The sequence below is a fragment of the Streptomyces spinosus genome (assembly GCF_020400655.1).
Taxonomy (GTDB): Bacteria; Actinomycetota; Actinomycetes; order Streptomycetales; family Streptomycetaceae; genus Streptomyces; species Streptomyces argyrophylli.
The window spans coordinates 62,142-76,632 of the sequence record NZ_JAINRC010000012.1; the positions used below are offsets into that span (position 1 = coordinate 62,142).

A 14,491-nucleotide genomic window follows, 5' to 3' on the forward strand; every position below is an offset into this window, starting at 1 on the left:
GCGGAGAACAGGCCGGGAACCGGCGGGAGAACGCGAGCGGGCCCGCCCGGAGGACGGGCGGGAGCAGGGGGTCAGCTCAACAGGAAGAGGACCACACGCGACCGAAGTCGATGTGGGAGCGGGTGACCAGCCACTGCTGCGGATGCATGGGCCAAGTGGAACAGGCATCCGGTTCCGCGTCAACCGACCTGAGACGTACTGCTCACAGTACGGACAACCTTGACAGCGTACGGAAACGCCCGCGTACTCTCGGGGTACGGCCCTGCTGAGGGGCTCGGCCGTGTCCGCGCCGCGTGGCGCGCCCCCGTGTGAAGGCACCACCCGTTCTGACGACTCGGCGCGTCCTCGACGACGCGCGTCACGGAGCCTTCATGTCATCGGACACCCTCGCCAAAATCCCCACCGTCCCGGACACGCCCGGGCCCGCGGACGCCCCGCGGATCGTCCCGCAGCGCCGGTACGGCCAGTGGGCGGCGGCCGTCGTCGTCCTCGCGCTGCTCGGGTTCGCCGTCGACTCCGTCGTGCGCAACAAGGCGTTCCAATGGGACGTGGTCGGCGACTACTTCACCTCCGACTCCGTCCTGCGCGGGCTGTGGCTCACGCTGTGGCTGACCGCGGTCGTGATGGTCCTCGGCTTCGCCCTCGGCACCCTGCTCGCCGCGTTCCGGCTCTCCGCCAACCCCGTGCTGCGGGCGGTCAGCTGGGGGTACGTGTGGCTGTTCCGGTCCATCCCGATCCTGGTGCAGCTGCTGCTGTGGTTCAACATCGGCGCGCTGTACCCGCGGGTGTTCGGCGTGAGGACGGTCGACCTGCTCAGCCCGGTCGCCGTCGCGATCATCGGCCTCACCCTGCACGAGGCCGCCTACGCCGCCGAGGTCGTGCGCGGCGGCATCCTCTCGGTCGACCGCGGGCAGATCGAGGCCGCCCAGGCACTCGGCCTGAGCCGGTGGCGGCGCTGGCGGCGGATCGTGCTGCCGCAGGCGATGCGCGCGATCGTGCCGCCCGCCGGCAACATGCTGATCGGCACCCTCAAGGGCACCTCGATCGTCAGCGTCATCGCCGTCAACGACCTGCTCTTCTCCGCCCAGTTGATCTACCACCGCACCTATCAGGTGATCCCGCTGCTGATGGTCGCCACCCTCTGGTACGCCCTCGTCACCACCCTGCTGGGCATCGCCCAGACGTTCGTCGAGAAGCACTACGCGCGCGGCATGGAGAGCGCCCGATGAGGCAGCAACTGGTCATCGTCGGAGCCGGGCCGCGGGGGACCGGCCTCCTCGAACGCCTCGCCGCCAACGCGCCTGAGCTGTACGCCGGTCCGGGCCTCGACATCCACCTGGTCGACCCCCATCCGCCCGGCGGCGGGCGCATATGGCGGCAGGCGCAGTCGCCGCTGCTGTGGATGAACTCGCAGGCCGAGGACGTCACCATGTTCACCGACGACACGGTGGCCATGGCCGGCCCGGTGCGCGAGGGCCCCACCCTGCACGAGTGGGCCCGGCTGGACGGCCGTACCTTCCCCGACCGCCGCACCCAGGGCCGCTATCTGCGCTGGGTGTACGAACGGGCCGTCGCCGACCTGCCCCCGAACGTCACCGTCCACCACCACCCCCGCCGCGCGGTCCGGGTCGACGGACCCCGCGAGGGCCGCCAGCGGGTGTGGCTGGAAGGCCGCCCGGACCCGCTCCGCGCCGACCTGGTGATCCTCACCCTGGGCCACCTGGACGGCGAACCCGACGCCGAGCAGGCCGAGTTGTCCGCATACGCCCGTGAGCACGGCCTGGTGCACCTGCCGCCCGACTTCACCGCCGACAGCGACCTGACCGCGCTGGCGCCCGGCGAACCCGTCCTCGTCCGCGGCTTCGGGCTGGCCTTCGTCGACCTGATGGTGCTGCTCACCGAGGGGCGCGGCGGACAGTACGAGGGGGAGACGTACCGTCCCTCGGGGCGGGAGCCGGTGCTGTACGTCGGCTCGCGGCGCGGAGTGCCGTACCACTCGAAGATCGGCTACGACTGGACCGGCGACCGGCCCCCGCTGCCCCGCTTCCTCGGCCCCGCCGAGGTCGCGGAGCTGCTGGCCCGGCCGGCGGGCTTCGACTTCCGGCGCGATGTGTGGCCCCTGGTCGAGAAGGAGCTGGGCTTCGCCCACTACCACCGGCTGTTCACCGCCCACCCCGGGCGTACGGCGATGGCCTGGGCCGACTTCGAGGAGAAGTACGCGGCGGCCGGGGACCCCGCCGAGACCCGGGCGCTCGTCGCCGCCGCCGTACCGGACCCGGCCGACCGGCTCGACCTGACCGCGCTCGACCACCCCCTGGAGGGTGTGCGCTACGCCTCGCACGAGGACTTCCAGGAAGGGCTGCGGGGTTACATCGAGGACGACCTGCGGCGCCGCCACGATCCCGCCCACAGCCCGGACCTCGGGGTGTTCCTCGGGCTGCTCTCCGTCTACGGGCAGCTGGTGCGGCTCGGGGACATCGGCTCCTGGTGGCACGGGTTCTTCAGCTACCTCGCGTCCGGGCCGCCCGGGCCCCGGCTGCGGCAGATGCTCGCGCTGTCCCGGGCCGGACTGCTCCGGTTCGTCGGGGCCGGCATGACCGTCACCGCCGAGGACGGGGTGTTCCGCGCCACCAGCCCCACCGTGCCGGGCTTCTCCGTCGAGGCCCGGGCGCTGGTGGAGGCCCGGCTGCCCGAGCCCACCGTCCGGCGCGCCCGCGACAGCCTGCTGCGCGAACTGCACGCCGACGGCGCGGCCGAGACACCCGACGGCCTGCTCAGGGTCGACCCCGGCGACGGCCGCGTCCTCGACCGCGCCGGGCGCCCGCACCCCCGGCGCTTCGCGCTCGGGCCGTACACCGACACCCGCGCCCCCGGCGCCTTCACCCGCCCCCGCACCGGCGGGCCCGCGTTCCGGCAGAACGACGCGACCGCCCGGGCGGTGCTGGCCTTCCTCAGCGGCTCACTCGTAAAGGAACTCGCGCGATGAGCGTCATGGTCGACATCAGGTCGGTGCACAAGAGCTTCGGCCCGCTCGACGTGCTCCGGGGCATCGACCTCCAGGTGCGCGCCGGCGAGGTCACCGTCGTGCTCGGCCCCTCCGGCTCCGGCAAGTCCACACTGCTGCGCGCCATCAACCACCTGGAGAAGGTGGACCGGGGCGAGATCAGCGTGGACGGCGCGCTGGTGGGGTACCGGCGGGCCGGGGACAGGCTGTACGAGCTGCCCGAGCGCGAGGTGCTGCGTCAGCGCACCCGGATCGGGTTCGTCTTCCAGAACTTCAACCTCTTCCCGCACCTCACGGTCCTGGACAACGTCGTCGAGGCACCGGTGTCCGCGCTGAAGCGGCCCCGGAAGGCGGCGGTGGAGAGCGCGCACCGGCTGCTGGAGCGGGTCGGGCTCGGTGACAAGGCCGACGCCTATCCGCGGCAGCTGTCCGGCGGGCAGCAGCAGCGGGTGGCCATCGCGCGGGCGCTCGCGCTGGAGCCGAAGCTGCTGTTGTTCGACGAGCCGACGTCCGCGCTCGATCCCGAGCTGGTGGGGGAGGTGCTGGACGTCATCCGGGACCTGGCGGCGCGGGGGACGACGATGATCGTCGTCACGCACGAGATCGCGTTCGCCCGGGAGGTCGCCGACACGGTGGTGTTCATGGCCGACGGCCGGATCGTGGAGCGGGGTGCGCCCAAGGAGGTGCTGGACGCTCCGCGGGAGGAGCGGACCCGGGCGTTCCTGGCGAAGGTGCTGTGAGGGCGGGGGCCGGCCTCGTGGCGGCGGGGCGCGGTGATCCGGCGGCGCCGCCCCGCGCCGTCGTACCGGCCCGCCGGAGCGGCGGGACCGGGGCTGTGCCGGCGACATGGCGCGCCGCGGCCTTCGAGGCCGTGGCGGCGCCGGGGGTGCGGGGGCGCTCGGGGCCGTCGCGACCCGGGGTGCTGCGGCTGCTCCAGGGGCGCGGTGCGTCCGCGCGGAACAGCGGGGCGGCACCCTCCGCTCCGACACCCGGGCTGTCCTCGCCGGTGCCTCCGGCAGGGGAAACACCGATCATCGACGAAAGGAACCGACGGCATGACGACGGACGCGTCCGACGCCTGGAAGCAGTGGCACGAGCAGCGCGTGGAGCGGGTCTCGGCGCCCTACGGGCCGCTCGCGCTGACCGCGACGCACTGGATCGAGGACTATCCGGATGGTCGAATTCCGGACATTCCCGGGAACTGGGTGGCGGACGAGGACGGGGTGGTGCTCACTGCCACCGGGACCGACGGCCTGACCGTGGACGGCCGGCCCCTCGCGGGTGAGGCCAGGCTGGCCGCCGACCGCGGCCCGGAGGCGCGGGCACGGGTCGCGCTCGGCGAGAAGCGGCTGGTCGTGCTGGTGCGCGAGGGCGTCTGGGGAGTGCGGGTGTACGACCCCGGCTCGGCCGCCCGGCAGGCCTTCCGGGGCATCGAGGCCGGGCCCTACGACCCCCGCTGGTCGGTGCCGGGGCGGTTCACGCCCTACGAGGGCACGCGGACCGTCCGGCTCGGCAACGCGGACGGCCGCGAGCGCGGCTTCGACCTCGCCGGGGAACTCGCCTTCACCCTGGCCGGACAGGAACGGACGCTGAAGGTCGCGCGGCAGGGGGACGGACTGCTGTGGGCGGTGTTCGCCGACGCCACCAGCGGCGACACGAGCTTCCGGTTCCGCTTCCTCTTCTCGCCGGCCCCGGACGCCGAGGGGCGCACGACCGTCGACCTCAACCGCGCCCAGCTCCCGCCGTGCGCCTTCGCCGACCACTTCATCTGCCCCTTCCCGCCCCCCGGCAACACGCTGGACGTGCCGGTCGAGACGGGGGAGCGGCAGGTGATCCGGTCCCGACCCGTGTAGTTGGCCTCGGCCGGACGCGTGGGAGGGGGCCGACGGCCGAAAGGCACCCTTGTGCCGACCGGCCGTTCGGCCGAATACTCCCCCTCAGCGCTTGTCAGGGGCATGCATATTCGAATCCGGTCGAGCCCCTGGCTGCGCCTCACGGGCCCCGACCCCACGCGGGCCCCCGACTTCCCTTGGAGGGAACGACAAGTGAGGATCAAGCGCACCACTCCCCGTGGCGGTACGGCGAGACGGGTCCGGCTGACCGCCGTGGCCACCGGCTTCCTGGCCGCCGCCGCGTTCGCCGCCCCCACCGCGAACGCCAGCGACGTCCACACCTTCAGCGCCACCCAGCTCACCAAGGCGAGCGACTCCGTCCGCCAGGCCGACGTCCCCGGCACCGCCTGGGCGGTGGACAGCAAGACCGGCCGCGTGGTGGTCACCGTCGACAGCACGGTGTCCCAGGCCGAGATCGCCAAGATCAAGAAGCAGGCCGGCGCCAACGCCGACGCCCTGGTCGTCAAGCACACGCCGGGCAAGTTCAACAAGCTGATCTCCGGCGGCGACGCCATCTACGCGAGCAGCTGGCGCTGCTCGCTGGGCTTCAACGTCCAGGACTCCAGCGGCAACTACTACTTCCTGACCGCCGGGCACTGCACCGACGGCGCGGGCACCTGGTGGTCGAACTCCTCCCACAGCACCACGCTCGGCACCACGGCCGGTTCCAGCTTCCCCGGCAACGACTACGGCATCGTGCGGTACACCAACAGCTCGGTGACCAAGTCCGGCGCCGTGGGCAGCCAGGACATCACCAGCGCGGCCACGCCCTCCGTGGGCACGACCGTCTACCGCCGCGGGTCCACGACCGGCACGCACAGCGGCCGCGTCACCGCGCTCAACGCCACGGTCAACTACGGCGGCGGCGACATCGTCTCCGGCCTGATCCAGACCACCGTCTGCGCGGAGCCCGGCGACTCCGGCGGCCCGCTGTACGGCGGCACCACGGCCTACGGTCTGACGTCGGGCGGCAGCGGTGACTGCACCTCCGGCGGTACGACCTTCTTCCAGCCGGTCACCGAGGCGCTGAGCGCCTACGGGGTGCACGTCTACTGACGGCCCGCCTCCGCTGACGGACGACACCGGGAAGCCCTCGCGCGCGCACGGCGCACGGGGGCTTCCTGGTGCGTTTGCGCAGGTGAGGGACGCTCGAACGAGTGTCGTACACATGTTCGGGAATGGGGGTATGGTGGGAGTGGGGAAACTGGGAACTGATGTTCGAGAGCCGTTCCGGGCTCACGAGTGCGGGAGGTGTGCGTGCCGGGCTTCGCGCATCTGCGCACCGTCTCCGGGTTCTCCCTGCGGTACGGGGCGTCCCACCCGGAGCGGCTGGCCGAGCGTGCCTCCGAGCGGGGGATGGACGCCCTCGCCCTGACCGATCGCGACACCCTCGCCGGGGCGGTGCGCTTCGCCAAGGCCTGCGCGGGCGCGGGCGTCCGTCCGCTGTTCGGAGTGGACCTGGCCGTGGCGACGGCGGAGTCCGTACGCCGTGACCGGCGGCGGACGCCGGTGCGCGGAGGCGCCTTCGTGGACGAGTCGGCCCCCCGCGTGACCTTCCTCGCCCGGGACGGCGCCCGCGGGTGGGCCGGCCTGTGCCGGCTCGTCACGGCGGCGCACGAGGGCGGGGGCACTCCGCTGCTGCCCTGGGCCGGCCAGCACGGCGACGGCCTGGTGGTGCTGCTCGGGCCGGGGTCGGACGTGGGGCGCGCGCTCGCCGCCGGGCGACCCGACCGGGCGGCCGAACTGCTCGCACCCTGGCGCGAGATCCACGGCGACGCGCTGCGCCTGGAGGCCGTCTGGCACGGCCGTACCGGCACGGGGGCCGGTTCCCTGCGGCTGGCGGCCCGCACCGTCGGGTTCGCCGCCGAGCAGGGGGTGCGGCCGGTGCTCAGCAACGCCGTCCGGTACGCCGATCCCGGGACGGGGCCGGTCGCCGATGTGCTGGACGCCGCGCGGCGGCTGGTGCCGGTCGACCCCCGGGGGGAGCTGGACTCCGGCGAGGCGTGGCTGAAGGACCCGCAGACCATGCTGGGCGTCGCCGAGCGGGTCGTGGAGGCCGCCGGGTTCCGGCGGGAGACGGCCCACCGGCTGCTGGAACAGACCCTGGCGACGGCCGCCGAGTGCCGCGTCGACCCCGAGGACGACCTCGGCATCGGCACCGTCCACTTCCCCGAGGCACACCTCGTCGGCGCCGGCCGGCGCACCGCGCAGCGCGCGCTCGCCTCGCGGGCGGCGGAGGGGATGCTGCGGCTCGGGTACGGCGGGCGGCGCGCGTACTGGGAGCGGATGCACCAGGAGCTGGACATCATCGCCCACCACGGCTTCGCCTCCTACTTCCTGACCGTCGCCCAGGTGGTCGACGACGTCCGGGACATGGGGATCCGGGTGGCCGCCCGCGGCTCCGGGGCCGGGTCGCTCGTCAACCACCTGCTCGGCATCGCGCACGCCGACCCGGTCGAGCACGGGCTGCTGATGGAGCGCTTCCTGTCCAAGGAGCGCGTGGTGCTGCCGGACATCGACATCGACGTGGAGTCCGCGCGCCGGCTGGAGGTCTACCGGGCGATCATCGGCCGGTTCGGCACCGAGCGGGTCGCCACCGTCTCCATGCCGGAGACCTACCGGGTCCGGCACGCGATCCGGGACGTGGGCGCCGCGCTGTCCATGGACCCGGCCGAGATCGACCGGATCGCCAAGTCCTTCCCGCACATCCGGGCGCGTGACGCCCGCGCGGCGCTGGAGGAACTGCCCGAGCTGAAGCGGCTGGCGGGGGAGCTCCAGCGGGAAGGGGAGAAGTACGGCAGGCTGTGGGAGCTGGTCGAGGCGCTGGACGCCCTGCCGCGCGGGACCGCCATGCACCCGTGCGGGGTGCTGCTGTCGGACGCCTCCCTGCTCGCCCGTACGCCGGTGGTGCCGACCAGCGGTGAGGGCCTGCCCATGTCGCAGTTCGACAAGGAGGACGTGGAGGACCTCGGGCTGCTCAAGCTGGACGTGCTGGGCGTGCGGATGCAGTCGGCGATGGCGCACGCGGTCGCCGAGGTGGAGCGGGTGAGCGGGGAGCGGATCGACCTGGACGCGGTGGAGCCGGGGGACCCGGAGACGTACCGGCTGATCCGGTCCGCCGAGACCCTCGGGTGCTTCCAGATCGAGTCGCCGGGGCAGCGGGACCTGGTGGGGCGGCTCCAGCCCGCCGGCTTCCACGACCTGGTCGTCGACATCTCGCTGTTCCGGCCCGGCCCGGTCGCCGCCGACATGGTGCGGCCGTTCATCGAGGCGCGGCACGGGCGGGCGCCGGTGCGCTACCCGCACCCGGACCTGGAGGAGCCGCTGAAGGGGACGTACGGGGTCGTCGTCTTCCACGAGCAGATCATCGACATCGTCTCCATCATGACCGGCTGCGGGCGCGGCGAGGCCGACCGGGTGCGGCGCGGGCTGTCCGATCCCGAGTCGCAGGGGCGGATCGGGGTGTGGTTCGCCCAGCGGGCGGCGGCCAAGGGGTACGACGCGGAGACGATCCGGCGGACCTGGGAGATCGTGGAGGCCTTCGGGTCGTACGGCTTCTGCAAGGCGCACGCCGTCGCCTTCGCCGTACCCACCTACCAGTCGGCGTGGCTGAAGGCCCATCACCCGGCCGCCTTCTACGCCGGGCTGCTCACGCACGACCCCGGGATGTACCCGAAGCGGCTGCTGCTGGCCGACGCGCGGCGGCGCGGGGTGCCGGTCCTGCCGCTGGACGTGAACGTCTCCGGGGTCGCACACAGGATCGAACTGGTGTCTGAATCACCGGCGGTGTGGGGGCTGCGGCTCGCGCTCTGCGACGTCCACGGCATCAGCGAGGCCGAGGCGGAGCGGATCGCGGACGGGCAGCCGTACTCCTCGCTCGTGGACTTCTGGGAGCGGGCCCGGCCCAGCCGGCCGCTCGCCGGGCGGCTGGCGCAGGTGGGCGCGCTGGACGCCTTCGGCGCCAACCGGCGCGATCTGCAACTGCACCTGACCGAGCTGCACCGTGGCGCCCGGGGCGGCGGCGGTGGTCAGCTCCCGCTGGCCGGCGGACGCAAGACCGCGCCGGCCGGGCTGCCCGACCTGACCTCGGCGGAGCGGCTCAGCGCCGAACTGGGCGTGCTGTCGATGGACGCCTCGCGCAATCTGATGGACGACCACCGCGAGTTCCTCCAGGAACTGGGCGTGGTCTCCGCGCGCCGGCTGCGCGAGGCCCGGCACGGCGAGACCGTGCTGGTCGCGGGCGCCAAGGCGGCCACCCAGACCCCGCCGATCCGCTCCGGCAAGCGGGTCATCTTCTCCACCCTGGACGACGGGACGGGACTGGTGGACCTGGCCTTCTTCGACGACTCGCACGACGCCTGCGCCCACACCGTCTTCCACTCCTGGCTGCTGCTGGTGCGCGGAGTGGTGCAGCGGCGCGGTCCGCGCAGCCTGAGCGTGGTGGGCTCCGCCGCCTGGAACCTCGCCGAACTGGTGGAGGTGCGCCGGGAGGAGGGACTCGACGGGGTCGCGGCCCGGCTGGCCGGACCGTCCGGCGCGGACGGCTCGCCGGACGGGGACGACGACGGTGCGCTGCGGGCCCGGCTCGCCGGTTCCGAGGGGCTGCCCGCGCCGGCCGGCTCCGCGGCCCGTGACCGGATGGCGGACCGGACGATCCGCATGCCCACGGGGTACGAGATGCACCCCTGGGCCGATCTGCGGCCCGCGGGCCAGGACGCCGCGCAAGGGCCGGCGTCGATAAGGAAGTTGTGGCACCAGAGCCCGGGGAGTGCGGGATGACCATCCTCTGCGTACGTTTCCAGCTGCCGCCGGTGCGCGAGGCCGCCCTGCCGGAACTGCTCGGGCTGCTGGAGGAGTTCACACCGGTCGTGGAGGCGCTGCCGCCGGACGGGGCGCTGGCCGATCTGCGCGGCGCCGAGCGGTACTTCGGGCGCGACGCGGTGGAGCTGGCCTCGGTGATCCGGGTGCGGGCCCTCGCGCGCTACGGCGTCGACTGCGCGATCGGCGCCGGGCCGGGCCCGATGCTGGCCCGCGTGGCGCTGCGCCACGCCCGGCCCGGGGTGACCTGCGCGGTGCCCGAGGACGCGGTCGCCGATTTCCTCGCCGGCAAGCCCGTCGCCGCGCTGCCCGGCGTCGGCGCGGCGACCGCCCGCACCCTGGACGAGTACGGCCTGGACACCCTGGGCCGGGTCGCCGCCGCGCCGCTGTCCACGCTCCAGCGGCTGATCGGCGCCAAGGCGGGCCGGGAGCTGCGGGAGAAGGCGAGCGGCATCGACCGCGGCCGGGTCGTCCCGAACGCCGTCTCACGGTCGCTGGTGACGGAACGGGCCTTCGGCATCGACGAGTTGGATCCCGGCCGGCACCGCCGGGCGCTGCTCTCGGCCGCCGAGGAGATCGGCTCCCGGCTGCGCGCGGTGGAGAAGGTCTGCCGCACCCTGACCCTCACCGTGCGCTACGCCGACCGCTCCTCGACCACCCGCAGCCGCACCCTGCGGGAGCCGACCGCGCACTCCGCGGACCTGACCAGGGCGGCCTACGGCATGTACGAGGCGCTCGGCCTGCAACGCGCCCGGGTCCGCGCGCTCGCCCTGCGCGCCGAGGGGCTGACCTCCGCCGAACAGGCCTCCCACCAGCTCACCTTCGACCCCGTGGACGAGAAGGTCCGCCGTGTCGAGGAGGTCGCGGACCGGGTACGGGCGAAGTTCGGGCCGCGGGCGGTGGTGCCGGGGACGCTGGCCCTGGCGTGCGCCCCCAGCCGGCCCACGGCCGCGTGAGGCGAGCGCCGTCGGCCGGCCGTGCCGCCAGGCCGAACGGCGAAGGCCCGGGTGCGCACCTCCGACGTCCCGGCCGGCGCCACCGTCACCGGCTCGCCCCGGCCGCCGTCACCGAGCCGGCCGCGCACCCCGGGTGACCAAGCGGGCGGCGAGCGCCCCCGGTCGTCGCCGGGAGTTTTTACTGACGCGTAACTTCACACGTGCGCTACTCGCCCGTAACTTGACGAGTGAACAGCATCCCGTGATCCGGATCACAGGGTTAGGCCGTGCACCTCCCGTGAGCCGCAAGGAGATCACACGATGCTGCCCTGGAAACGCGCGCTCAGACCCCTCGCCGCCCTGCTCCTCACCGCCGCCGTCGCCGTCGTGCCGGCCGCCACCGCCAGCGCCTCGGACGCTCCCCACTCCGGCTGGAACGACTACTCCTGCCGGCCCTCCGCCGCCCACCCCCGCCCCGTCGTCCTCGTCCACGGCACCCTGGGCAACTCGGTCGACAACTGGCTCGGCCTCGCCCCCTATCTGCAGAGCCGCGGATACTGCGTCTACTCCCTCGACTACGGCCAACTGCCCGGCGTCCCCCTCTTCCACGGCCTCGGCCCCATCGACGCGTCGGCCGGGCAACTGGCCGCCTTCGTCGACAAGGTGCTCGCCGCGACCGGCGCCGCCAAGGCCGACCTGGTCGGCCACTCCCAGGGCGGCATGATGCCCCGCTACTACCTGAAGTTCCTCGGCGGAGCCGCCAAGGTGAACGCCCTCGTCGGCATCGCCCCCGACAACCACGGCACCGACCTGGACGGCCTCACCCACCTGCTGCCGTACTTCCCCGGCGCCGAGGACCTGCTCAAGGCCACCACCCCCGGCCTCGCCGACCAGATCACCGGCTCCGCCTTCCTCACCAAGCTCAACGCGGGCGGCGACACCGTCCCCGGAGTGCGCTACACGGTCATCGCCAGCCAGTACGACGAGGTGGTCACCCCCTGGCGCACCCAGTACCTGAACGGTTCCGGCGTCCGCAACGTCCTGCTCCAGGACCTGTGCCCGCTCGACCTCTCCGAGCACCTCGCGATCGGCCTGACCGACCGGATCGCCTTCCACGAGGTGGCCAACGCGCTCGACCCGGCCCACGCCACCGCCACCACCTGCGCGTCCGTCTTCAGCTGAGGGCCCGCCGGGGTCTGTCCGGCCTGAGCCGCCGGACAGACCCCGAAACCCTCGTCGGCGCTGACCGCCGGACACACGGCGCGCGGGCACGCGGAACCTTTCCGAACGGTCCGTGGGACGGGCTCGGGTCCCGTGGGGTGATCCGAAACTAACCCCGGGGAACCGGCTGGGGACGGGCGGAGAAGATCTTTATGGTCCGCTTAAGGAAGCGCTCAGACTGCGCTCAGGTGCAGGGCGTGCCGACACGGCCGACGTGATCGCGGGAGCGGCTGTGCCGGGGCGGCGCCGTGTCAGCCCTCGGGCCACCAGGTGCGGGCGATGTCCTTGCGCACCTCGGGGCGCCCCGCGGGGAGCTCCTCCGCCCGGTCGCGGATCCGGCGGCTGTCCGTCCTCTTCAGGGGCTTCTGCACGGTCGTACGGCGCATGGCTGCCTCCTTCAGTGCCTACCGGGTTCCGCGTTGTCACGGAGGTAGACGCTTTCGGCGAGAGTTCCTCATCCGTGCCGGTTTGTCAGTGGCGGCTGTCACGTCCGCGCTGTCAGTGGCCTGTGTCACCCTCTGGGCATGACGAGCGAGAACACGCACAGGGATGCGGCTGCCCCGGAAGCGGACTGGGATGCGCGGGCCGCCGCCTTCGACGACGAACCCGACCACGGCCTGCGCGACCCCGAGGTGCGCGCGGCCTGGGCCGACCGGCTGCGGAGCTGGCTGCCCGGGCACGGCGCGGACGTCCTCGACCTCGGCTGCGGCACCGGCAGCCTGTCACTCCTCGCCTGCGAACAGGGGCACCGGGTGACCGGTGTCGACCGGTCCCCGGCGATGGCCGGGCGGGCCCGGGCCAAGCTCGCCGGGCACCCCGCGACGATCCTGTGCGGGGACGCCACGGCCCCGCCGGTGGGGGAGCGGCGCTTCGACGTGGTCCTCGTACGGCATGTGCTGTGGGCGCTGCCGGACCCGGCCGGGGCGTTGCGGCACTGGCGGGAGCTGCTGCTTCCCCAAGGCCGGTTCGTGCTGGTCGAGGGCGTGTGGGGGACTCTCAGCCCGGTCGGTGTACCGGCCGCCCGGCTCACCGCCCTGCTGGAGCCGCTGAGCCGGGACGTGCGCGTGGAGCCACTGTCCGGCGACTCCCTGCTGTGGGGCAAGGACGTGGACGACGAGCGGTACGCCGTGGTGGCCACCGTGTGACCCCGGGCGGCCGGGCCGGCGGTCAGGCCAGCAGCTCCGCGAAGCCGTCGGGGCGGACCGCCATCGCCTCCAGCGCGTCGAGGGCCGCCACCGCGGCGGCCGCGGCCCGCGGGTCCGCCTCAGCGAGACCGCTCCCGGCGAACTCGTCCTCGTCCAGACGCCGTACGTCCCGCCCGTCCGCGGAGCGCCACAGGTCCAGGTCGAGATCCTCCACGACCAGCTCCGTGCCGGTGCGGACCGCGGGACGCGTGACGTCGCAGTACCAGCCCTTGACCGAGCCGTCCGCCGCGCGGACCTCCTTCACCGAGTACCACCGGTCCCGCCAGTAGTACTCGGTGAACACGTCACCGGGCTCGAACCGCACGAACCCGAAGTCCCGCACCCCCGTACCCGCCCAGGGCGCGCGCACGGCGATCCGGTCGCCGTCGTCGCCGAGCAGTTCCGCCGGGTAACGGATCTTCGTACGGCCCGCCTTGACCAGGACGACCTCCAGCCGGGCCGGCTCAGCCGAGTTCGCGGACATAGCGCACCTCCGTAGCGCAGACCTGGTACCCGAGCCACTCGTTGACCGCGATCATGGGAGCGTTGCCGGTGTCGTTGCCCGTGAAGGCCTCGGTGACCCCGGCGGCGCGGGCCCGGTGCAGCGAGTGGGCCTTGGTGAGCTTGGCCAGACCGCGGCCGCGGTGGGCGCGGGCGGTGCCGGTCATCGCCGTGGAGTAGCGGCCGTCGCCGTCGGTGTAGGCCACGGTGAAGGCGACCGGACGGCCCTCGACACAGGCGGCCGTGGTCAGCTCCCGGTCCAGCAGCGGGTGGTGCCAGCTCTGCGCGAGCCAGGCGTCGTAGTCCGTGAACTCGTAGTCCACGTCGCCCGGTTCGTCGAGCACCGTCTCCGCGTCCAGTTCGAACAGCGGCCGGGGATCGTCCGCGAAGTCGGCGGCCGTGCGCAGTTCGACGCCGGGCGGCACCTCCGGCAGCGGCGGCAGCGTGCCGTGCGCCACGTCCAGCCGGAGGAAGTGCGCGGTACGGCCCCGCCGGTAGCCGCGCCGCTCGGCGAAGGCCTGGTTGGCCGGCTCGTCCAGCGCCCAGGCGAACAGCTTGGTCGCGCCCACCTCCGCGAGGTACTCCTCGGCGGCCCGGACCAGAAGCCGGCCGGCACCGCGGCGGGTCCGGTCCGGGCGGACGTAGACGTTGAGGGCGCCCAGGCCGGGCTCCGGGCTGTCCGGGATCAGGTGCACCTGTGCCGTGCCGGTGATCTCGCCGTCCTCCTCCGCGACGAGCGGCCGGAAGCGGGCGTCCGGGTGCGTATGGGCCACCGTGTGCCTGACCGAGTCCGGTGTGAACAGGATGTACGGCAGGGCGAGGCGGCGGACGCGGGCGAAGCCCTCGGCGTCCGCGGGGACGTCGGGGCGCAGGGGGCGCACGAGGACGGTCATGAGGAGGCACCGTACGGGCCGGGAGGACCGGGGTGCCTCTCAT

General features: G+C 73.7%; 12 protein-coding genes. 9 read left to right on the forward strand and 3 right to left on the reverse strand.

The genetic code is table 11. The features are described from left to right. Positions 1–371 precede the first annotated feature (371 nt). The 8 genes from LG395_RS22805 to LG395_RS22840 all read left to right on the forward strand — a co-directional run bounded on the left by LG395_RS22805 (position 372) and on the right by LG395_RS22840 (position 11,831). Entirely contained in the window at positions 372–1,229 is an 858-nt protein-coding gene (locus LG395_RS22805; protein WP_171157757.1) for an amino acid ABC transporter permease, read from the forward strand. Beyond that, positions 1,226–2,986 (forward strand): FAD/NAD(P)-binding protein, encoded by a 1,761-nt coding sequence (locus LG395_RS22810; protein ID WP_225811041.1) that lies wholly within the window; start codon positions 1,226–1,228, stop codon positions 2,984–2,986. The genes LG395_RS22805 and LG395_RS22810 overlap by 4 nt, the downstream gene beginning before the upstream one ends. Beyond that, positions 2,983–3,744, forward strand: coding sequence for an amino acid ABC transporter ATP-binding protein (locus LG395_RS22815; protein ID WP_308071303.1), 762 nt, complete (start codon positions 2,983–2,985; stop codon positions 3,742–3,744). Before LG395_RS22810 ends, LG395_RS22815 begins: the two co-directional genes overlap by 4 nt. A gap of 315 nt (positions 3,745–4,059) precedes the next feature. Continuing rightward, complete coding sequence (locus tag LG395_RS22820; RefSeq protein ID WP_225811042.1) at positions 4,060–4,857, forward strand: DUF1684 domain-containing protein; 798 nt, start codon at positions 4,060–4,062, stop codon at positions 4,855–4,857. A 192-nt stretch (positions 4,858–5,049) separates the two neighbouring features. After that, positions 5,050–5,952: a S1 family peptidase gene (locus LG395_RS22825; RefSeq protein WP_171157762.1), complete on the forward strand. Its 903-nt coding sequence runs from the start codon at positions 5,050–5,052 to the stop codon at positions 5,950–5,952. Between the two features lie 201 nt (positions 5,953–6,153). Beyond that, positions 6,154–9,675, forward strand: a complete 3,522-nt coding sequence (locus LG395_RS22830; protein WP_225811043.1) for a DNA polymerase III subunit alpha — start codon at positions 6,154–6,156, stop codon at positions 9,673–9,675. Further along, positions 9,672–10,670 carry a DNA polymerase Y family protein gene (locus LG395_RS22835; RefSeq protein WP_225811044.1) on the forward strand — a complete coding sequence of 333 codons (999 nt, stop codon included), beginning with the start codon at positions 9,672–9,674 and terminating at the stop codon, positions 10,668–10,670. The genes LG395_RS22830 and LG395_RS22835 overlap by 4 nt, the downstream gene beginning before the upstream one ends. A gap of 300 nt (positions 10,671–10,970) precedes the next feature. Beyond that, positions 10,971–11,831, forward strand: a complete 861-nt coding sequence (locus LG395_RS22840; RefSeq protein WP_171157768.1) for an esterase/lipase family protein — start codon at positions 10,971–10,973, stop codon at positions 11,829–11,831. 290 nt (positions 11,832–12,121) lie between these two features. Here the strand turns inward: LG395_RS22840 and LG395_RS41225 are convergent, their stop codons facing one another. Further along, positions 12,122–12,256, reverse strand: coding sequence for a hypothetical protein (locus LG395_RS41225; RefSeq protein WP_263982901.1), 135 nt, complete (start codon positions 12,254–12,256; stop codon positions 12,122–12,124). 138 nt (positions 12,257–12,394) lie between these two features. Between LG395_RS41225 and LG395_RS22845 the strand changes: the two genes are divergently transcribed. Beyond that, on the forward strand, positions 12,395–13,015 hold the full coding sequence (locus LG395_RS22845) for a class I SAM-dependent methyltransferase (protein WP_225811045.1): 621 nt from the start codon (positions 12,395–12,397) through the stop codon (positions 13,013–13,015). Positions 13,016–13,037: 22 nt separating this feature from the next. Here the strand turns inward: LG395_RS22845 and LG395_RS22850 are convergent, their stop codons facing one another. Beyond that, positions 13,038–13,538 carry a ribonuclease FAU-1 family protein gene (locus tag LG395_RS22850; protein WP_225811046.1) on the reverse strand — a complete coding sequence of 167 codons (501 nt, stop codon included), beginning with the start codon at positions 13,536–13,538 and terminating at the stop codon, positions 13,038–13,040. After that, positions 13,519–14,448 carry a GNAT family N-acetyltransferase gene (locus LG395_RS22855; RefSeq protein ID WP_225811047.1) on the reverse strand — a complete coding sequence of 310 codons (930 nt, stop codon included), beginning with the start codon at positions 14,446–14,448 and terminating at the stop codon, positions 13,519–13,521. The genes LG395_RS22850 and LG395_RS22855 overlap by 20 nt, the downstream gene beginning before the upstream one ends. Positions 14,449–14,491: the final 43 nt, after the last annotated feature.